Source organism: Citrobacter sp. Cpo015 (genome assembly GCF_030333035.1).
Lineage (GTDB): Bacteria > Pseudomonadota > Gammaproteobacteria > Enterobacterales > Enterobacteriaceae > Citrobacter > Citrobacter portucalensis.
On sequence record NZ_JAOWGS010000019.1, the window covers coordinates 1,313,363 to 1,331,988 of the forward strand.

Annotated in this window: 19 protein-coding genes; 7 read left to right on the forward strand and 12 right to left on the reverse strand. The window is 51.4% G+C overall.

Features of this window, described 5'->3' with window-relative positions:
• Positions 1 to 6: 6 nt before the first annotated feature.
• Positions 7 to 1,434 carry a gamma-aminobutyraldehyde dehydrogenase gene (locus OGY67_RS06375; protein WP_008784631.1) on the reverse strand — a complete coding sequence of 476 codons (1,428 nt, stop codon included), beginning with the start codon at positions 1,432 to 1,434 and terminating at the stop codon, positions 7 to 9.
• 315 nt (positions 1,435 to 1,749) lie between these two features.
• Here OGY67_RS06375 and OGY67_RS06380 point away from each other — a divergent pair, with 315 nt between their 5' ends.
• Together OGY67_RS06380 and OGY67_RS06385 are read left to right on the forward strand one after the other, a co-directional pair.
• Complete coding sequence (locus OGY67_RS06380) at positions 1,750 to 2,475, forward strand: FadR/GntR family transcriptional regulator (RefSeq protein WP_008784630.1); 726 nt, start codon at positions 1,750 to 1,752, stop codon at positions 2,473 to 2,475.
• A gap of 24 nt (positions 2,476 to 2,499) precedes the next feature.
• Positions 2,500 to 3,198: a cache domain-containing protein gene (locus tag OGY67_RS06385; RefSeq protein WP_103014626.1), complete on the forward strand. Its 699-nt coding sequence runs from the start codon at positions 2,500 to 2,502 to the stop codon at positions 3,196 to 3,198.
• A 21-nt stretch (positions 3,199 to 3,219) separates the two neighbouring features.
• Here the strand turns inward: OGY67_RS06385 and OGY67_RS06390 are convergent, their stop codons facing one another.
• Positions 3,220 to 4,701, reverse strand: a complete 1,482-nt coding sequence (locus tag OGY67_RS06390; RefSeq protein WP_003832697.1) for an APC family permease — start codon at positions 4,699 to 4,701, stop codon at positions 3,220 to 3,222.
• A gap of 332 nt (positions 4,702 to 5,033) precedes the next feature.
• On the opposite strand from OGY67_RS06390, the gene OGY67_RS06395 reads away from it, so the two are divergent.
• A complete protein-coding gene (locus OGY67_RS06395; protein WP_003832695.1) occupies positions 5,034 to 5,174 on the forward strand; it encodes a hypothetical protein in 141 nt (46 codons plus the stop codon).
• A 52-nt stretch (positions 5,175 to 5,226) separates the two neighbouring features.
• On the opposite strand, the gene OGY67_RS06400 is transcribed toward OGY67_RS06395, so the two are convergent.
• Positions 5,227 to 6,120 (reverse strand): LysR family transcriptional regulator, encoded by an 894-nt coding sequence (locus tag OGY67_RS06400; protein WP_286573789.1) that lies wholly within the window; start codon positions 6,118 to 6,120, stop codon positions 5,227 to 5,229.
• A gap of 305 nt (positions 6,121 to 6,425) precedes the next feature.
• On the opposite strand from OGY67_RS06400, the gene OGY67_RS06405 reads away from it, so the two are divergent.
• Genes OGY67_RS06405 through OGY67_RS06420 form a run of 4 tightly spaced genes read left to right on the forward strand, consistent with a single transcriptional unit; the run spans position 6,426 to position 9,531 of the window.
• Positions 6,426 to 7,259 carry an ABC transporter substrate-binding protein gene (locus tag OGY67_RS06405; RefSeq protein WP_020996433.1) on the forward strand — a complete coding sequence of 278 codons (834 nt, stop codon included), beginning with the start codon at positions 6,426 to 6,428 and terminating at the stop codon, positions 7,257 to 7,259.
• Between the two features lies 1 nt (position 7,260).
• Entirely contained in the window at positions 7,261 to 8,079 is an 819-nt protein-coding gene (locus OGY67_RS06410) for an amino acid ABC transporter ATP-binding protein (RefSeq protein ID WP_048235467.1), read from the forward strand.
• On the forward strand, positions 8,079 to 8,864 hold the full coding sequence (locus OGY67_RS06415; protein WP_286573790.1) for an amino acid ABC transporter permease: 786 nt from the start codon (positions 8,079 to 8,081) through the stop codon (positions 8,862 to 8,864). Before OGY67_RS06410 ends, OGY67_RS06415 begins: the two co-directional genes overlap by 1 nt.
• A complete protein-coding gene (locus tag OGY67_RS06420; protein ID WP_003832686.1) occupies positions 8,854 to 9,531 on the forward strand; it encodes an amino acid ABC transporter permease in 678 nt (225 codons plus the stop codon). Before OGY67_RS06415 ends, OGY67_RS06420 begins: the two co-directional genes overlap by 11 nt.
• A 9-nt stretch (positions 9,532 to 9,540) precedes the next feature.
• Here the strand turns inward: OGY67_RS06420 and ydhT are convergent, their stop codons facing one another.
• The 9 genes from ydhT to ttrS form a co-directional block, all read right to left on the reverse strand.
• On the reverse strand, positions 9,541 to 10,353 hold the full coding sequence (gene ydhT, locus OGY67_RS06425; protein ID WP_079933950.1) for a protein YdhT: 813 nt from the start codon (positions 10,351 to 10,353) through the stop codon (positions 9,541 to 9,543).
• 3 nt (positions 10,354 to 10,356) lie between these two features.
• Positions 10,357 to 11,142 carry a thiosulfate reductase cytochrome B subunit gene (phsC, locus tag OGY67_RS06430; protein ID WP_286573791.1) on the reverse strand — a complete coding sequence of 262 codons (786 nt, stop codon included), beginning with the start codon at positions 11,140 to 11,142 and terminating at the stop codon, positions 10,357 to 10,359.
• Positions 11,139 to 11,807, reverse strand: coding sequence for a 4Fe-4S dicluster domain-containing protein (locus tag OGY67_RS06435; protein ID WP_020996435.1), 669 nt, complete (start codon positions 11,805 to 11,807; stop codon positions 11,139 to 11,141). Before OGY67_RS06435 ends, phsC begins: the two co-directional genes overlap by 4 nt.
• 64 nt (positions 11,808 to 11,871) lie before the next feature.
• Positions 11,872 to 12,537 carry a YdhW family putative oxidoreductase system protein gene (locus OGY67_RS06440; protein ID WP_286573792.1) on the reverse strand — a complete coding sequence of 222 codons (666 nt, stop codon included), beginning with the start codon at positions 12,535 to 12,537 and terminating at the stop codon, positions 11,872 to 11,874.
• A 10-nt stretch (positions 12,538 to 12,547) separates the two neighbouring features.
• Positions 12,548 to 14,650 (reverse strand): aldehyde ferredoxin oxidoreductase, encoded by a 2,103-nt coding sequence (locus tag OGY67_RS06445; RefSeq protein ID WP_048226696.1) that lies wholly within the window; start codon positions 14,648 to 14,650, stop codon positions 12,548 to 12,550.
• 120 nt (positions 14,651 to 14,770) lie between these two features.
• Complete coding sequence (locus OGY67_RS06450) at positions 14,771 to 15,397, reverse strand: ferredoxin-like protein (RefSeq protein ID WP_016152920.1); 627 nt, start codon at positions 15,395 to 15,397, stop codon at positions 14,771 to 14,773.
• Positions 15,398 to 15,891: 494 nt separating this feature from the next.
• Positions 15,892 to 16,101, reverse strand: a complete 210-nt coding sequence (gene fumD, locus OGY67_RS06455; protein ID WP_003029345.1) for a fumarate hydratase FumD — start codon at positions 16,099 to 16,101, stop codon at positions 15,892 to 15,894.
• 92 nt (positions 16,102 to 16,193) lie between these two features.
• Positions 16,194 to 16,778: a tetrathionate respiration response regulator TtrR gene (gene ttrR, locus OGY67_RS06460; protein ID WP_000974596.1), complete on the reverse strand. Its 585-nt coding sequence runs from the start codon at positions 16,776 to 16,778 to the stop codon at positions 16,194 to 16,196.
• On the reverse strand, positions 16,753 to 18,486 hold the full coding sequence (ttrS, locus tag OGY67_RS06465) for a tetrathionate respiration histidine kinase TtrS (RefSeq protein WP_286573805.1): 1,734 nt from the start codon (positions 18,484 to 18,486) through the stop codon (positions 16,753 to 16,755). The genes ttrR and ttrS overlap by 26 nt, the downstream gene beginning before the upstream one ends.
• Between the last annotated feature and the right edge of the window lie 140 nt (positions 18,487 to 18,626).

Genomic DNA, 18,626 nt, shown 5'->3' on the forward strand with positions numbered 1-18,626 from the left:
TCCTCTCTATTCAGAAATGTCGCACATGATATGTTTCACCCGAGTGTATTCCTCGAGTGAATAAGATGAGAGATCTTTGCCGTACCCCGATTTTTTGAACCCGCCGTGCGGCATCTCGGCACACAGAGGAATGTGATTGTTAATCCACACCGTGCCAAAATCGAGGTCAATGCTGAAGCGTTGGGCGCGACCATGGTTACTGGTCCAGACGCTGGCGGCAAGACCATACTCCACATCATTCGCTTTGTGTAGTACCTCTTCGTCAGTAGAAAACGACTGAATAGTCATTACCGGGCCAAATACTTCATGCTGAATAGCTTCATCATTTTGATGCAAACCGGAGACGATCGTCGGCTCAAAATAGAAGCCTGGACCAGATCCTGCGCGCCCACCGGTTTCAATTTTTGCATGTGCCGGTAAACGCTCAATAAAGCCTTTCACCTGCTCCAACTGATTCCGGCTATTCAATGCGCCGTACAGTGCATTTTGATCTTCTGGCGGCCCATATTTGATACTTTTTGTTTTCTGGATCAGTTTTTCAAGAAACTCTGCGTAGATGGATTGCTCTACCAGAATCCGCGTTGCCGCTGTGCAATCCTGCCCGGCATTGAAAAAGCCTGCTGTGGTAATCGTCGCAATCGCCTTGTCCATATCCGCATCGGCGAATACGATTGCGGGCGCTTTCCCACCCAATTCCAGGTGTGCTCGGGTCAGATTTGCCGCCGCCGAAGCCGCAACCTGCAAACCCGCACGGACCGAACCGGTAATCGAGACCAGTGAGGCTTTCGGGTTTGAAACCACCAGCGAACCAGTGCTGGCTTTGCCCAATACAACGTTAAATGCCCCTCTCGGGAACAACGGTGCGGCCAGTTCAGCCAACAGCAGCGTACTGACTGGCGTGGTGTCGCTTGGTTTTAGCACCACCGTGTTGCCTGCCGCCAGCGCTGGTGCAATCTTCCACACCGCCATCATGAACGGGTAGTTCCACGGCGTCACTTGCCCAACAATACCCAGCGGTTCACGACGAATGGTTGAAGTAAATCCTGAGGAATATTCTCCGGCCGCCTTTCCTTCAAGACAGCGCGCCGCACCGGCAAAAAAGCGGATGGCATCGCAAGATGCTGCGATCTCCTCTTTCTCAATAAAATGGCGAAGCTGACCGGTTTCCTGACTCTGCGCGGTTACCAGTCGCTCAACGTTACGTTCAATCTCATCGGCCAGCCGCAATAACGCCTTTTGCCGCTGTGCCGGCGTCGATTTTCTCCAGATGCTAAACGCCGCCTCCGCTGCTGAGTAAGCCTGCTCTACCTCCGCCTCGTTAGCGTTGGGAGATATTGCGTACGTTTCACCGTCAACCGGACTCACCAGTTCGAAGCTATCTTCGCTACTGCCTGCTACATAGTGCCCATTAATAAAATGCTTCAGGGTTTTCATGTTTGTCTCCTGCCAATTAATACATAAAGAATCTTATGTAATATATATATTGTAAAATTTTTTCAAATGCGCAACATTGACACTATGATAAGCCTCGCATTTTTAACTTAATTTTCACATTTGCAGGATGAGGCTTTTTATTGCCAGCTGACGCGTTACGCCCAGCTCATCATAAGGTTATCGGGACACACATCCGCTTGTGCAGTGACGTTGCGCCCAGGCATGTAAAATAACTCGGCCATTCTTACCTTCCTTGCCCGACGGGCATGTGTTAAAAATGGTCGTTGTTTCAGGGAATTGAGTACAGAAAAGATTATGATTACTCACGCGGTCATATTTGCGCCTATCGGGCAGGTCAGTCGTTCAGACCAGATAGTCCAACGCCTTTCAAATGCCATTATCACGGGGTTGCTGGAGCCAAAAGAACAGCTCCCCAACGAAACTGATCTGGCAAAGATGATGGGTGTCTCACATATCACTATCAGGGAAGCGCTAAACACGCTTCGGGCTAATAATCTTATCCATACGGTTCGTGGTCGTAATGGCGGGAGTTTCGTTTGCGAAAATATTGATGGCAAAAATAGCGCCCTTCATCCGTTCAAGGCGATCAGTACGGATTATCTGTCTGATCTGGGTGAAATGCATTGCGCCATTATTAGCCATAGCGCGAGGCTGGCTTCCCGACGGATGACCGGTGCGGATATCGCCAAATTTCGCGAGTTTGTCGAGGTGCTCAGAAAGGCAAACTCACCTGAGCTGATGACCCAGGCCGATATGCGTTGTCTGCTGGCGATTGCCGCCAGTTCGCATTCAGCGCGACTGGCCAATCAGGAGCTGCAGGTTCAGGCTGAATGGGCATCGCTGGTGGCGATACTTTATCGCACAGACAGTATTCATGCAGAAATTATCGCGCTTTATTCGGCGCTGGCCGATGCGCTGGCTGCTCACAACGAGGCAGAGTCAGTACAGTTTGCCACGCAGATCATCGACACGTTTACCTACTACCTTATTGAAAAAAAGCTGAAATATAATTCGAACTGACAATCAGTGAAGACAGGACAGACAATGAGCTCTTCGACATCCCTAAGCGCATTAATTCGTAAAATTGATGACATTACTGTTTCTACCGTAGATTCTACCGTTGCGCTGGCGAGGAGCATCCATGAGGCGATTTCAGGGGTACAAAAGGCCTCAGCCGAGGTTGTTCTCGACCCCTCAGTCAGATCCACCGTTCAACAGCACATCAAGCGCACGCTCAATAACAACCATTACTGCTCAGGGGCAGGATTCGCCAGCCATATTGAGAGCACCGCAACCACAAAAGAGTACTGGTTGCTGGAGTGGTGGTATAAGAAAGATAATGGTTTAAGCCAGGCGCATCTGGATTTGGATCAGGCCACGCAACAACGACTGGATTTCAGAACCTTTGAGTGGTTTAAGCATTCTCCTCCGGCAGGCAAAGCCTATATCCACGGCCCCTACGTCGACTATATTTGCAATATCTCCTATACCCTAACGTCAGCCGTCCCGGTCTACTACAACAACCAGTTTCTCGGTGTTGCCGCGGTCGATCTGCTGGTCAGTCAGATAGAAGCCGAACTGCTTTCCTGTGCCCATCCTGACTATGTGATTCTGACCAATCTGGAAAACAGGATCATTTTCTCCAGTTGGCCACGTTTTCGCGTGGGTGAATTGCTGTCACCTGCAAACAGTACCGTGGTGTATCGGAGCGACTACTTTATCCTTTATCACTATCAAAACTAAGGGCCCGAAGGCCCTTAGTTTTTAGTTATCCTGCCCCATATTGAGCTTATTGGCGTAGGCAATGGCGTCGTTTTCCGGCGCCGCTGAACGACCAAACGGACGGGTCAGGAACATATAAATAAGCCCCGAGCCAACAACAATCGCCAGGCCGAACAGGACCGTCCAACGGTCGATGAAGTCGCTGCTGTCTGCCGGTTGCGCCAGTAACCAGATCCCGCACAATCCGTAAGCTAACGCCAGCACATTCACGATTACGCCCCAACCGCCAATGGTCCACTCCCCCGCCGGTTTCCAGCCTTTCAGACGCTGACGCAGCGCGGCCAGCACAACCATCTGGAACGAGATGTATATCCCGATAACAGCAAACGCGGTGATACGCGACAGGTTATCTGGCTGGAAATAAACCCAAACGCAGATGATCACTGGCAGCAGGCAACTGACGACCATGGCATTATCCGGAACACCATTTTTAGAGATTTTGGCCATCCATTCACTTCCCGGCAGCATTCTGTCGCGGGAGAAAGAAAAGATAAGACGGCTTAACGCAGCCTGCAGAGACAAAATGCACGACAACATGGCGATAATTGCAACCACGATAAAGACAGTCGCGCCAGTTTCGCCCAGAGCTTCATTAAGGATTGCCGGGATCGGATCGGACGTTTTGCCATTCACGATGCTGACCAGATTCGGTGAAGCCAGCAAATAACCCATAACAGAAATAATGGCGGAAATCGCGCCGAATACGATGCTTAAAATCATCGCCACCGGGATCTTTTTACTCGGATTCTGCACCTCTTCCGCAACGTTACCGCAGGCCTCAAAGCCAAAGAACATAAACAGTCCCATCAGCGCAGCAGACATAAATGCGGTGGAGTAGCTGCCGTCATGAGCCAGCACGCCCATCGAGTCAAAAATCACAGAGAACGGCTGCGAACGGTGGAAAATCAGCAGATAAATCCCCAGCGCGATCACGCTGACAATTTCACACCAGAAACCAATTTTCGCCACCCGGGCCAGATTTTTAGTCCCGGACATATTAACGGCCATCATCAACAGCAGCAGCAGGACGGAAGTCACCAACATCGTGGCCGGCGTCTGACCATAGTGGAAGAGTGATTCAACAAACGTTGATGTATATTCCGCGATCGACGTAATGGTGACCACCAGCGCCCACAGGTAGATCCAGGCGGCGATCCACGCATACTTCTTGCCCCACAACCTTCTGGCCCAGGGGTAAAGCCCGCCGGTTATCGGATACTGGGAAGCGACCTCACCAAACACCAATGCCACCAAAAGTTGCCCACATGCGACGATTAAAATCCACCATACTGCGGGCGGCCCCGCCAGCGTTACGGCCAGTGCAAACAGCGAATAGACGGCAGTAAGCGGCGACAGGTAGGTAAAACCCAACGCAAAGTTTGAAATAAGACCGATCGAGCGATTGAACTGTTCTTTGCCATCTTTTTGAAAATTATCATTTTTCTTATCAGGTGTCTGTTCCATATTGCTTTCTCTTTTGTGGAATAGTCGCAGGGTTGAACAATTAATGTATAAAAGATATTAAGTTATATGTATAGTGATTTTGTCGCAGATTTGTTAAAAATGATCGCGCATCACGTTAATGAAAAAGTGGAGATAAAACGGTAGAGAGAGCGAGGATTTTGCGGTATTTACAACCAACGATTCTTTAGCAATTGCGAACCATAGGCTATTTTGGCGGATAAATACGCACAGCGGATTGCGTTCGATGCTAAGTAGCAAGAATCGCTGCTGTTAAGCAACATTTTTGCAATATAATAACGTGATGTTAAACGCTGAACCTGAGCAGGTGAATGATGGAAATTGATCTCGATAATCTGGTCTTTGATGGACTGGAAGAAGCGCAAGAGCGTAACGCTGAACGTCTGGAAGATGCAGACAAGAAAGCGCAGGAAATTATTGCTGATAATGACTGCGGCGACGCCTGCAAAATCTGATTTCCAAACCGGCGCAATGCCGGTTTTTTATCGCCTGTTAACCCCACCCACTTCAGCCCGTATACCGTAAGGCCTCAATCAGTTGCGCAAAGGCGGCGGTATGTTGTTTTCGGCTGGGATAGTACAAATAATAGCCAGGAAAAGGTTCGCACCAGTCCTCCAACACTTTTTCTAATGCCCCCTCTGCAACAGCCTGTTCGACGGTGTCTTCCGGCACAAAAGCCAGCCCCATTCCCGCCATCGCAGCGCTAATTCGCGGGGGTAGATTGTTAAAAATAAGCTGCCCTTCCACCCGTACGCGCAAATCTTGCCCGTCTTTAGCAAACTCCCAGGCGTATAATCCGCCCAACGTCGGCATGCGCATGTTAATACAGCTGTGATTTTGCATGTCGTGAGGGGTTTGCGGTTTGCCATGACGAGCAAAATACGCCGGTGACCCCACCACTACCATGCGCCAGTCCGGGCCAATTCTGACGGCGACCATGTCTTTTGCCACCTGCTCACCGAGCCGAATACCCGCGTCATAACGGCCAGTCACAATATCCGTCAGACTATTGTCGATGGTCATTTCCACATTCACATCAGGGTAAGCCTGCAAAAACGGCTCCAGCGCGGGCCAGACGGTAGATTGCAATGCATGTTCGCCCAGCGTCAGGCGGATGTTACCGGCCACGCGCTGACGGACATCGGTTAATGCCAGCAGCTCTGTTTCAATGTCATCAAAACGCGGGCTGATACTGTTGATAAGCCGTTCTCCGGCTTCGGTCGGCGCAACACTGCGCGTGGTGCGGGTCAGAAGCCGTACATCCAGCCGCTCTTCAAGCCCACGAATCGCATGGCTTAGCGCGGATTGCGAAACCCCAAGTTTTGCCGCTGCCCGGGTAAAACTACGCTCGCGGGCAACGATAATGAGATAATAGAGATCGTTAAAATTATCACGCAGCATGCTTATCCCCACTCCAGACCTGTTGTGATATATGGTACAGGTCCGGAGGGTATTCCAGTAGCATTTCTGGACATTAGCACAGCTCAATCTTATTCAAGCGTGCTCTCACACAAAAACAAAATGCGAATTATTACCAGGCTTATGCACGATTTTACCTTTCACTCATGCATTATTTTCACCCGCTATTAACACATCCTTCACTAATAACATTTTGTATATAGATAAGAATTTTTTCTTATTTTGTCCCAACCGTAAGTTATGGGAGCGTAAAAAGCACAAACCAAAAACTACAGGGATTTCATACAATGATGGCAACGAAAACTAACCGCGCTAAAAAAACACTGCTGGCATTGGGCGTGCTGCTGGCCTCAGGACTTACCGTCTCGCAGGTTCAGGCTGACCAACTGGCCGATATCAAAGCCGCAGGCGTCGTAAAAGTCGCGACATTTGACGCGAATCCTCCGTTTGGCTCCGTCGATGCCAAAACCCATAAGATTGTCGGCTACGACGTTGATTTTGCCGAAGCGCTGGCCAAATCCCTTGGTGTAAAACTGGAACTTGTAGCGACCAATCCGGCAAACCGCATTCCGTTATTACAATCTGGTAAAGCTGATTTAATCGTCGCAGATATCACGATTACACCTGAACGGGCGCAGGTAATAGATTTCTCCGTTCCTTATTTTGTTACCGGCCAGCAGTTCCTTGTGCCAGCAAAATCTCCGGATAAGCTCGATGAATACAGCAAAGCACGCATCGGCGCGGTAAAAGGCACTACTGGTGAACAGGCACTGCATCAGCGCTTCCCGCAGTCGCGCGTGTTGGCCTACGACGATATCCCGCTGGCGTTAACCGCGCTACGCAACGGCAATGTTCAGGCCATTACCCAGGACAGTACGATTCTGGCCGGGTTATTAGGCGCTGCGCCGGATAAAGCTGATTTCAAAATTCTGCCGGACCTGCTGAGCAAAGAAGAGATCGGCGTGGGGGTGAAAAAAGGTGAGCCAGCGTTGTTAAAAGCCGTCAACGATGAACTTTTGAAGCTGGAATCTACCGGGCAGGCAGCCAAAATTTATGATGTCTGGTTTGGTCCTGAAACCAAAAATCCGCAAGCCCGCGCCTTTAAAATAGAAGCCAAGTAATATGCTCTCAACCCTTTTTCATCGATCCGCAGCTTCGGCTGCGGATTTTACCCATTTGCGCCAGTCGAGCGTCGAACTACGCAATGTGATTAAACAGTATGACGCTCACACCGTCCTTAACGGCGTTAGCCTGGCGGTTGAACCCGGTGAAGTGGTGACTATTCTGGGGCCTTCCGGCTCAGGAAAATCCACTCTTATACGTCTTATCAACCAGCTTGAGTCGCTCAGCGGTGGCGAAATCTTCATTGATGGTAAACCGATTAGCCAGTTGCGCGGGGCGGCGTTACGCCAGCTACGTAGCCGTATCGGTTTCGTATTTCAGCAATTCAATCTTTATTCGCACCTGACTGCGCAGCAGAACATCGCACTGGCGCTGGAATACGTTCACGGCTGGAACAAGACGGAAGCGGATCGTCGGGCACTTGAGTTGCTGGAAAAAGTGGGACTGGCGGAAAAAGCCAACGCCTATGCCGCGCAGTTGTCCGGTGGGCAGCAGCAGCGCGTGGCCATCGCCCGCGCACTGGCCTCGTCGCCACAAATTATTCTGTTTGATGAGCCCACTTCCGCGCTGGATCCGGAAATGATCGGCGAGGTATTACAGGTAATGAAAAATTTGGCCCACAGCGGTATCACCATGATCGTCGTGACCCACGAAATGCATTTTGCCCGCGAGATTGCCGATCGGGTGGTTTTCATCGATGGTGGCGATATTCTGGAAGTGGCCGCGCCGGAGGATTTTTTCGTCCGACCACAGCACCCGAGAACCCAGCGTTTCCTGAAAAAAGTGCTCGACCCGTTACACCAGGAGTCATCGTCATAATGCATGCAATGGACTGGCAGGGGGTGCTGAGCGGGCAACCCCTGCAATGGATAATTTCCGGTTTTCTCACCACGCTCTGGGTGACGCTGGCAGGTATTGTGCTCGCCACGCTCATTGCCATCTCACTGCTCGGCCTGCGCCTGACGGGCAATCGTCTCGCTAAAGCGATGGTCGGGGTGTGGGTCTCGGTGTTTCGCAACACGCCTTTACTGGTGCAACTGATGTTCTGGTATTTTGCCGCCTGGAACTGGCTACCCCGTAACGTCATTAGCTTTATCAATGCCGATCATCCATGGTCAATTTTGCCGGGTGATGTCTGGTGGTTAACACCGGAGTTTATCTGTTCAGCATGGGGGTTGGGGGTATTTACCTCAGCATTTTTGGTTGAAGAGATCGCTTCGGGTTTACAGGCTGTTTCTGCCGGACAACGCGAGGCTGCCGTGGCGCAGGGGTTTTCATCCTGGGCGATATTTCGTCACATTCTGCTGCCGCAGGGGCTGGCAAACGCCTGGCAACCGATTGTTGGGCAATATCTCAACCTGATGAAGCTTTCCTCGCTTGCCAGCGGTATTGGATTTGCTGAGCTCACCTACCAGGTACGGCAAATTGAGAGCTACAACGCGCACGCGCTGGAAGCCTTTGCCGTTGGCACTGCACTCTATCTGTTTACCGGCATCGTTCTGGGAATGCTGCTTACGCGTCTTGGCCCGCAGTCTGCGTCGGGTAAATCGTCAAAGATAAGAATGCGCATCTTCAACGTCAGGAGCATACTGCATGATCGCTAATGTTTCGGTCATTACCGATAATCTTGACTATCTCCTGTGGGGACGTGTAGCTGAGGGGCAACCCGGCGGTGTACTGCTCACTTTGCTGATGGCTATCGGTGCGGCATTGCTGGCGCTGCCTGGCGGGATCGTTCTTGCCTGCTGCGCCTGGCGATTTCCGGGCGCGGTTCGCAACGGGTTGTTTATCTGGGCGGAATTTATTCGCGGCATTCCGCTCATCTTTGTGATTTTCTGGATGTGGTATTTGCTACCCATGCTGACCGGAAGCGATCTGCCCGGTGCAGTTACCGTGACGCTGGCGCTGGCATGGTTCACCGCCGCCTCGGTGATGCACTCGGTGTATGCTGGAATTAGCGCACTGCCTGGCGGGCAATATGAAGCGGCAGTCGTTCAGGGTTTTCGCCCAGATCAGGCCCTGTGGCTTATCTTGCTGCCGCAGGTGCTGCGTAACGTACTGCCGTCGCTGACAGGGATTTTTATTGGGCTGCTGAAGGATACGTCACTGGCGTTTATCGTTAACGTGCCGGAACTCACGACAGTTGCCGGTCAGGTTAACAGCCGGGTGCAAATTTACCCCGCAGCCATTTTTATCTTTACCGGGCTGGTTTATTACCTGCTGTGCTTTAGCCTTGAAAAAATCACCCAGCGCCGATTCGCACTAAAATGACCTCTCGGCTCAACATTCCACGAACTGATGGTCTTCGTTGAGCCGATATTTCACGCCCGCCCGAATGTTATTTTCCCCTTCAACGGCAAGCGCAAAACGCATTCTTTCGCCATCGTGATAAGCCAGCGCCGCACATCCGCCGGGACCAAGAATTATTGAGTCGACAGCACCGGTACTGGCAACAACGGCGTTCTCTCCGCTGGCAATAATGTGGATATTATCCGCGCAGTTAGCGATTTTCGCCTCTGCGCCAAAACAGGCCAGTTGGGTTAAATCACCGCTACTGGCAATCCGATTTCGGTCGCCGAGCGAACTGATACGTACGCGCATGCCAGTACTGGCAATACGTGTTCCATCGCCCACACTGCTGATACGCGCCGAGTTTCCCGCAATCGCTATTCGCCCGCGATCGCCTGAACTGCCGATATGCGTGTTATAGCCTACACTGCCAATCCGTGCGCTGTAACCGGCACAGGCGATCTGCGCAGCATACCCGGCGCTGGCAATTTTTACGTTATCACCCGCACTGCTAAATCGGGCATAATCTTCCGCACTCGCCAACGGACGACTGGTTTCCCCCGCGGCTTGCTCACGGGAAATATTCCCCATCGCGTCAATATCCTGCTGAGCAAAACTCGCCTCTTCCCGCCATTTTGACCAGCCGTATTCCACCAGGCTATTTGCCCAATCGGTATACCCTTCCCGCTGGAGCGCGCGATGAACATCGGCATAGCTTCCTCCTGCGGGAAACGCGCGTAGAAACCAGCGATACATGACGGGCCCAACACGCCAGGCCCGTAAGTCACTTCGCGTAATCATCATCGCTTAATGCCGGTGGTAGCCATCCACCATACACTTAAAGGTTTCGCCCGGCGTGCGACCCGTAGTGCAGAGATAAAGATGCCCAAAAATGAAAAACAGACTGACTATTGCCAGCGCAAAGTGCGCCTGAAGCAGCCAGTAACGCACTCCGGGGAACAGATCGCCGACGGCTACCGGGTAAAGCGATAACAATCCAGTGATCAGTAGCAGTGGCAACAAACCATACATCACGCCAACATAGGCCGCCTGCTGTAACGGATTAAATTTAGAGCGAGGTGAGGCCGGAAATGGGTGTGACTCGCCCTGCATAATGCCAAACAGGTAAAAACGAGTTTGTCTTTGCGCACGAGTGATCCAGCCCTGACGTTGAATAATATAGTGATGTCCGTTGCCGCCAATCAGGTTGATCAGCACAAAACCAATCCAGCAGGCAAGTAGCAAAAAGCCGCAGACCTCATGAACGGTAAGCAGGCTTTTCATTACGGGCGCGCTGACGGCAGAGAAGTGATTGACCAGGCCACTGACCAGAAGTAACAGAAACAGCAGCGCATTCGACCAGTGCCACAGGCGGACAGCCTTCGAATATAAATAGACCGTCTCACCGTGCCCTGCCGACGCTTTATGCACAGCCCGAAAGCGCAGCATGGCGTGAAGCGCCAGCACCAGCCACATTCCCACCAGCATTAACCCAGCAACGACTAACCACACAGGCCAGTAGTCCGGTGAAAACAGGGGAACATACTGTGCAAGCTGGGCGTGAAACTGTTCGGCATTCTGCGACACGTTCATACATTTTCCTTTTTAATCAAATGTTGACCGAACCGACGATACAGATGGGGTTTCCCGGCGCCTGCAAGTTGATATTCGTAATACTTGTTTTCTCGCAACCAGGTCTGAATTTCCGGGCTATCTTCACGACCGAAAATCAGCGCATGTTCCGGGCAAGCGTTAACACAGATCGGAGGGAAACCTTTCGCCAGCCGAGATTCAGCGCAGAAATCGCATTTATCCGCCACTTTGGTTTGCGGGTTGAGATAGCGCACCTGATAAGGACACGCGCCAATACAGTAACTGCAACCAATACAGCAAGACGTATCTACTCGCACAATACCGTTCTCATCTCGCCAGGAGGCACCGGTCGGACACACCTCAATACAAGGTGCATCATCACAATGCTGGCAGGACTGACGGAAGTAGTGATACAGCGTTTCGTTGTCGTTATCGGTTACAGGAATATGAGCGATCGACAAACGGCTGCCCTGGTCAGGTACATGGTTGGTTTTCCGGCATGCACGAGCGCAAATATTGCATCCGTTACACAGTGATTCGTCGTGAATCATGACGTAACGAACGGCTTTAGGGCTCCTGGTACTCGCTAACAGATTTTGACCTGGGCCGGTAAAAAAAATCACCGTCCCCATGCCAATGACAAATTTTCGTCGGGTGAAGGACATCGGGTTATCCTCTAATGCTGTGACAGTGGTCGTCCACACATTCCATGACATCAACCTGAATAATTCAGGGGTTCTGATACTGCTCAACCTCAAGCCATTCACACAGGCCGTACGCTTTGCCATAACTCATAAAACGTTCGCTGAACAAATAAGGCTCCGCATTTGACGATTCCACAGTACGTATATCTGCGTAATCAGGGTGCGTTTCCATGGCCGTTAGCGCCGCTGTAATTTGTTGGGACTCGAAGCTGTACGGCGGCTGCGTCAACATGGCGACCTTATAGGGGCGAGGATACGTTTGACAGTCGAAGCGTACCGCCTCGGCAATCGCACGGCAGATGTCGTTTTCCACCACCTGCACGCACATGCCGGCGTAGTTTGCCGTCATGGTTTGCGTTGAGTAGAAATAGACATCTTCCGCACCCTTCACACGGGTGATATCCGCGTTATTCGCGTCCTGGCACAGCACATCCAGCAGCGCGGAGAGATCGGCTTCAGGGACCGAATAAGGTGGCTGCAGAAACACGCTGCGCGCCACCAGGTGCCCCGATGCCGAATGCTGGCGGATAAAATCTGCCACAATCGACTCCGGGCTGGCAGCTTCCTGAACCTGCGGCGCAGTCACCTGCTCGACCGACGGGTGAAACGCCTGTAGCCAGTGTCTCTTTTGGCTATCAACCTCGTCAGGAAGCGCCCCAACGGGTGCCTGAACGTTGCTCACGTTAGTCATCTCGCGTTCCTTACGCTGGCAACAGATCCTGCGCAGCCAAATCGGCTGCCACGTCTTCAAGTCCGAGTCGGTTCAGGGTTTCACGCGTTGGGCAACCCAACTCGGGATCCCAGCCCATTTCCTGATAGAACATCGTCAGTGACTGACGCATATCCTCCCTGTCCATCTTGTCGGTGCCTTCGGTGAAGACCGGAATTTTCGGGTCTTTATCAAACACCCAGGAGCAGATGAGATCGTGTTCATTACGCATATCTTTGGTTTGCATCAGTTTGACCGTATAGGCACGATGCAGGGTAAAGATGCGTTCAGCGGCCAGGTCCAGACTCGCCTGCGTGGTTTCATCACCGGTGACAGCCTGGAAGAATTTCGCTTCCAGATCCAAATCTCCGCGATAGTTGCGGCTCTTGAGTGGTGAAACCGTCATCGGCCAAACCCAGTTACACAGCGTAACCGCGTTATGCAGGCAGACTTTCAGCAGCGTCCATTTGGCATATTTGATCTTGGCGGCATTGATTGGGGTGTAATTCTTGGTCTCGTCGTAGGCGTCCTGCGACCCAAATAACTCGCCCGCCACTTCGCGCTGTAATTTCAGCGGCAAACCGGAACCGATGAAGTTGATATGGGTGTGCGCCATACAGTCACGGTTAAACATACAGTTGGTGATCGCCCCCACCTGCGCCGAGGCTTCGTTTGCATGGTGGACCGGAAAACCAAACGGCGACCACAGTTTATTTTTGGCATAACCCCAGTACTCTTCGCCCAAATCCCAGCGTTCAGCAATGGCATACGAACCGTCCGCAAGATGACTGAGTTCCCCCACGCGATGCGCCAGTCGATAGTAAAAATCTTTGATAAAGTTAGGATCGCCCGCCTCCAGTTGATCCCAACGGATCTCCGCGTACTCTGCGGCTGGCAGCACGCGTTTAAAGACGCCTTTCGAATAGCAGTAGGTAAAGTCACGGTGCAGCTGGCCGTAGTTACACCAGATACCGTAATCGTCAAACAGGTTCAGTCCGATCAGGTTCCCTACGACTCGCCCATCGTCTTTATCGTCAAAATCTTTCGGGCCATTGGGGAAAATGGTGGTGTGAACAAAGTTCGCCACGCAGGTGTTGCCGCCGGTACTCGGCACGCCAAAATCCTTCACCCGCGGGACATTGAGCTGCGACATACAACGAATAGGGCATGAATGGCAGCCGCTCATTTTGACCGTGTATTTTTCTGCGGCTGGACCCAGATCGAACACCGATTTATAGGTACGGAAACCCACCGTATTTTGGTTTCCCGGCGGGATTTCACCGGTTTCGATTGGCCCCCCTTCTGCCGCGCCCCAGAAAAGTCCCTTACGGGCTGTCCAGCGCGAGTTTGGCGAAGAGTATTCTGCCCAGGCCTGCGGGGTGCTTGGCACAACGTGGTTGTTGTTGGCGCCGATAAGCTCGGTCATCATGTAGTCATTGAGACGCTTCATCTCTTTACGATCGGCAATGTTGACGCCTTTGGTCCCTTCTACCGCAATGGCCTTCAGGTTTTTAGAACCCATCACCGCACCCGTACCTGCACCGCCGCTGTGGTTGCGGCTGTTGATCATGCAGGACAGTGGCACCAGATTCTCACCCGCCTGCCCAATAGCGGCAACGCAGGTTTCCGGGCTGGTAATCCGACAAATCTCTTCGGTTGTGGCGCGAGTCCCCTTGCCCCACAAGAAATCGGCTTTTTCGATGCTGACTTTATCGTCTTTGATGTTGATCCAGACCGGTGATGCGGACTTGCCTTCAATAATAATGGCGTCGTAACCGGCGAATTTCATTTGTGCAGCAAAGAAACCGCCCATATGGGCATCTACGACTAAGTTACCTTTGGTAAACGTCGATAAGGAGGTGATATTGACGCGGGAGCTACAGGGAGCGCCAGACCCCGTCAATGGTCCGGTGGCAAAAACCAGTTTATTCCCTTCATCAAAAGGCATGGTGCCTGGCGGGACTTCGTCGTACATAATTTTATAACCAAAGCCCATCCCACCGACAAATTTTTTAAATTTACTGGAATCTTCAAGGGTGATATTACCCGTGGTGAGATTGACCCGTAAAATATTACCTGTCCAACCATTAGCCATCATGTTTTCCTTTGCAAGAAGGTTTAATAGATATACCCGCCATTCTTCAGGCAGCTTTTTGATCTAAAACTGCAGTATTTTTGGCAATTAATGGCGCGAATCAGGTATGCCTGTTATCTATCAAACAGTAATATCTTTCCACTCGATAATTTTTAATGCTCCAGTCGGACAAGCATTGGCGCATTCCCCGCATAACACACATTTTGAGGACTTTTTCGTTTCGGTATTTACGGTCGCCATCATCCACGGGCAGGCTGTGGTACACGCGCTACAGCCAATACAGCGTTTGTGGTCCACCGCAATACAACCGTCTTCCTGTTTCCAGGTAATTGCACCAATTGGGCAGACCTTCATGCACTGAGGATCTTTGCATTGCCGGCAGGTATCAGCGGTATAGTTTAAATCGCCATACAGCCCACCACCGGACCCGACGCCATCATCGCCAAAGAAGAAATTGCGATGGATTTTTATCCGGGAAAAGAAGGTCCCTACGGCACCATCGTTATAATTGGTACAGGATATTTCACAGCGGTGACAGCCCGTACAGCGAGCTCGCTGGGTCACCAGAACCCCTTTCGGCGTATTGATAAGCCCCACGGTCCCACTATCGATATCTTCCTGCTTACAACCAAATAGGGATAACAGCGCGGGGGCAATCGTTAATCCCGCCAGTCCTTTCCCTGATATCCGCAGGAATTCTAGTCGCGTTAAACCACAATCTAAAAATGGACGATCAACCTGGTTCATTTATTTCGCATCCTCTTCGCAAATGCTGTGGTAGCAACACCTCCAGGCTAATTTAAACCAGCGCAGCTCAAGCCATATCGGGCGGTTAATGTTGCCAACAACACGTAAATTTTTGCCCTAACCTGATCGCGTAAATGACGGTGGTTAAACTGAATGAATCTAATCCTATAGGGTTAGGCGCAGAAATAATGTGGTTATTCAGCATACATAGTCTTGATCGTCATCAATTAAAAAACGGAAGGGATATAATTAATGCGGAGTGAGATTTATTATCATTAAGAAATGGAGTGAAATAGCAGCCCATTTAAATTACAAATATTTGTGAACCCTCTCCCAAATATAATATTGCACGGCTACCGATATATAAATAAATACATATCACTTTATAGTTCTCTACAACCAATTATTAACGGAGATAAATTATATAGATTGATAGATTAACGTATCGAGAATAAGAGGACGGCAAAAAATTTCTGCGGTCCTCTTTTTATGAATTAACCGGCCAATGCTTTAATTACGGTCTCAATAGCCTGTTTTTCTAACTCACTGCGCTTCACGCGCTGGTTAGCAAGGGTAGTTCTCAGTACTCCCGCAATGACGATATGCTTAGGTTCTTGTCCCAGATCGCGCATTTCCAGCACTACTTTACCGACTACTCTGCACATTTCACGGTACAACTCGTCGTCTTTCGTCTGATTTCCCATTTTTGCCCGCTCGTCATTAACTCAAACCAACAGCATATATCACTCTGAGGATTTAGACAAAATTCAATGAAAATCAAATAAATGTCATCATTCTACTGAATTCTCTGAAGTCGATTAACGAGCTCAGCAAGACTTCCTGCCTGCATTTTTTCCATCACCCGCGCCCGGTGCACTTCAACCGTACGCACGGCAATATTCATGGCATCAGCAATTTCCCGATTCATTAACCCTTTTGCTACCAGATGCGCCAGTTCCCGTTCTTTTGGCGTAAGTTGTTGGTAGCATGAGATGATCTCTTGTCGCGAGAACGCCGCTGCCGAGACCTGCAAGGCATGTTCTAATGCCGCCTGAAGCGGCACGGCTGACACGGGTTTTTGCAAAAAATCGACCGCGCCACGTTTCATTTGCTCAACCGCCATCGGCACATCGCCATGCCCGGTGAGAAAGACCACCGCCAGCGTGCTTGCTTTCTGACGCATGATTTCATGCACAGCGTGCCCATCCAGTACCGGCATACGCATATCCAGCAGTAGTACGCCCACCTGGTGCAGATTTGCCTCGGCGAGGAATTTCTCGCCTTGCTCCCAGCAAGACACTTCATATCCCAGACTTTCCAATAAAAACGCACAGGCCTGGGTAACGGCAATGTCGTCATCCAGCAGATGAATTATCGCCACTACAGCCTCCTTCCTGATTTGGTTTAAAATACAATGTCACTCTCGCCCCCGCTTTACCGTCCGGGGCCTGCTGATTTTTGATCTCAATATCTCCGTTTGCGTAGCGTACCAGTCGCTGACAAATGGCCAGTCCTAGTCCCATACCTTCTTTGCGGGTGGTCATAAACGGCTGAAACGCCTGATACAACTGAGCCTCGTCAATGCCTCCGGCATTATCCTGCACCTGAATACGCACGCCACCATCCTTGTGCAGGGCGCTAAACCATACTGTCGTAGCGTCTGCCTGGGCGGCATTGAGTACCAGATTAGCCAGCACCTGCTCAAGAAGAACGCTTGGCAGCATCAACGTTAACGCCTTGCTAACCTGCGTGTGCAGCGTTACCGCCGGGAATTGCTGGGGCATGCGCAGTAATTGCCAGACGTGATGGATAGCATCGTGAACGTTGATGGCTTGCCAGCCATCGGTGAGTACCGGATTGCCCTGTGCCTGGCTGACCCACTGCCGGAGATTGCGCAGCGTATCGGCTCCCCGTTGTGCCTGGGCGTCTATGTGCTCAAGCGCGGGCAACAACGGATGCTGCTCATCCTGACCACGCAGGCGAATCAGACAGCCTTGGGCATAATGGCGGATAGCCGACAACGGCTGATTGAGCTCATGGGCAAAACCGGAGGTCATCTCCCCCAGCACGCTCATTTGGCGGGCAGTCTCCAGCGCCTGTTCCTGTTTGTGCAACAACACGTTGTTCCGCTCTAACTGCCTGCCACGTCGGCGAACCAACAGCATCACCCAGATGTAATTGAGCGTAAGCAACAGCAGCACGATGGCCACGCCCCCCATCGCCAGTCGGTGTTGAATAAACCAGCTTTTGACATCCAGCCACAGCTGACGCTGCTGCGGATGCTGTCGGACGTCGCGCAGCAACGCTTCTACTTCACGGGTCGAGGCGGGCGCGCCCCAGCGAAACGTCGCGTTTTGCGGTGCATTGAACAGTACCCGCGTCACGCGATCGGCCAGCTCGTCACTCACTGCAGGTAGTGCGGCAAATGACCAGTCCGGATAGAGCGGCGTACTGGTTAAACAGGGAATTGAAGTCGGATGATTCAACACGGTCATAAAATCGGTTTTACGGATGAGGCCTTCTTCATCCATTTTTTCCAGCAGGCACACCGGCACGATCACCGCCTGCACGGCTTTTTCACGTAATAAATAGAGTAAGGCATCGGCGGGAAATCCGGTAAACGTCAGACGTAAATCACGTTCAGGGCGCAGACCGGCATCACTGAGCGCTTTATATCCCAGCAAATAGCCACCAAACGCCTGAGCATCAATGGCGCCAACCGTTTTGCCGATCAGATCGTGTGCGGAGGTTATCCCGCTGTCGCGCCTGACGAGAATGGCGCTGCCAATCACGTTACTGGTGGCTTTCCCACCACGGGTGGAGCGTAACGACGCCAGCCAGCGTAGCGCCGAGCGGCTGTTAAGCTGGACAAACTGCGCCGGATTGGTGACCACAAAGTGTACCGTTCCACGATTCACCGCCTCCTGCATCTGCCGCAGGTCCAGCGGTTGAATATGAAACTGCTCACCGGGGATTTGCTGATTCAACAAGGTTTCCAGCGGCTGCCAGTGATTACGTGTAGAAACCTCCCCGCGCATCGCCAAAACGCCAATGTTCCATGTCTGCGCCCTGACCGCGCCGCTTAGCATCCACAGCGACGCCAGCACCGTCAGACATCTTACTACGTTGCGTCCCACTCAATTATCCCTGTCAATTATGTTGTTTTAGATCAACAACAAGCCGGGTATGTGGTTAACCACAATAGAGTATACCCCGTCACGATTTTTAC

Bases quoted from the DNA above. Each gene is read 5' to 3' on its own strand.
- OGY67_RS06375 (WP_008784631.1), bottom strand. From the start codon at position 1,434: ATGAAAACCCTGAAGCATTTTATTAATGGGCACTATGTAGCAGGCAGT.
- OGY67_RS06380 (WP_008784630.1), top strand. From the start codon at position 1,750: ATGATTACTCACGCGGTCATATTTGCGCCTATCGGGCAGGTCAGTCGT.
- OGY67_RS06385 (WP_103014626.1), top strand. From the start codon at position 2,500: ATGAGCTCTTCGACATCCCTAAGCGCATTAATTCGTAAAATTGATGAC.
- OGY67_RS06390 (WP_003832697.1), bottom strand. From the start codon at position 4,701: ATGGAACAGACACCTGATAAGAAAAATGATAATTTTCAAAAAGATGGC.
- OGY67_RS06395 (WP_003832695.1), top strand. From the start codon at position 5,034: ATGGAAATTGATCTCGATAATCTGGTCTTTGATGGACTGGAAGAAGCG.
- OGY67_RS06400 (WP_286573789.1), bottom strand. From the start codon at position 6,120: ATGCTGCGTGATAATTTTAACGATCTCTATTATCTCATTATCGTTGCC.
- OGY67_RS06405 (WP_020996433.1), top strand. From the start codon at position 6,426: ATGATGGCAACGAAAACTAACCGCGCTAAAAAAACACTGCTGGCATTG.
- OGY67_RS06410 (WP_048235467.1), top strand. From the start codon at position 7,261: ATGCTCTCAACCCTTTTTCATCGATCCGCAGCTTCGGCTGCGGATTTT.
- OGY67_RS06415 (WP_286573790.1), top strand. From the start codon at position 8,079: ATGCATGCAATGGACTGGCAGGGGGTGCTGAGCGGGCAACCCCTGCAA.
- OGY67_RS06420 (WP_003832686.1), top strand. From the start codon at position 8,854: ATGATCGCTAATGTTTCGGTCATTACCGATAATCTTGACTATCTCCTG.
- ydhT (WP_079933950.1), bottom strand. From the start codon at position 10,353: ATGATGATTACGCGAAGTGACTTACGGGCCTGGCGTGTTGGGCCCGTC.
- phsC (WP_286573791.1), bottom strand. From the start codon at position 11,142: ATGAACGTGTCGCAGAATGCCGAACAGTTTCACGCCCAGCTTGCACAG.
- OGY67_RS06435 (WP_020996435.1), bottom strand. From the start codon at position 11,807: ATGTCCTTCACCCGACGAAAATTTGTCATTGGCATGGGGACGGTGATT.
- OGY67_RS06440 (WP_286573792.1), bottom strand. From the start codon at position 12,537: ATGACTAACGTGAGCAACGTTCAGGCACCCGTTGGGGCGCTTCCTGAC.
- OGY67_RS06445 (WP_048226696.1), bottom strand. From the start codon at position 14,650: ATGGCTAATGGTTGGACAGGTAATATTTTACGGGTCAATCTCACCACG.
- OGY67_RS06450 (WP_016152920.1), bottom strand. From the start codon at position 15,397: ATGAACCAGGTTGATCGTCCATTTTTAGATTGTGGTTTAACGCGACTA.
- fumD (WP_003029345.1), bottom strand. From the start codon at position 16,101: ATGGGAAATCAGACGAAAGACGACGAGTTGTACCGTGAAATGTGCAGA.
- ttrS (WP_286573805.1), bottom strand. From the start codon at position 18,486: ATGCTAAGCGGCGCGGTCAGGGCGCAGACATGGAACATTGGCGTTTTG.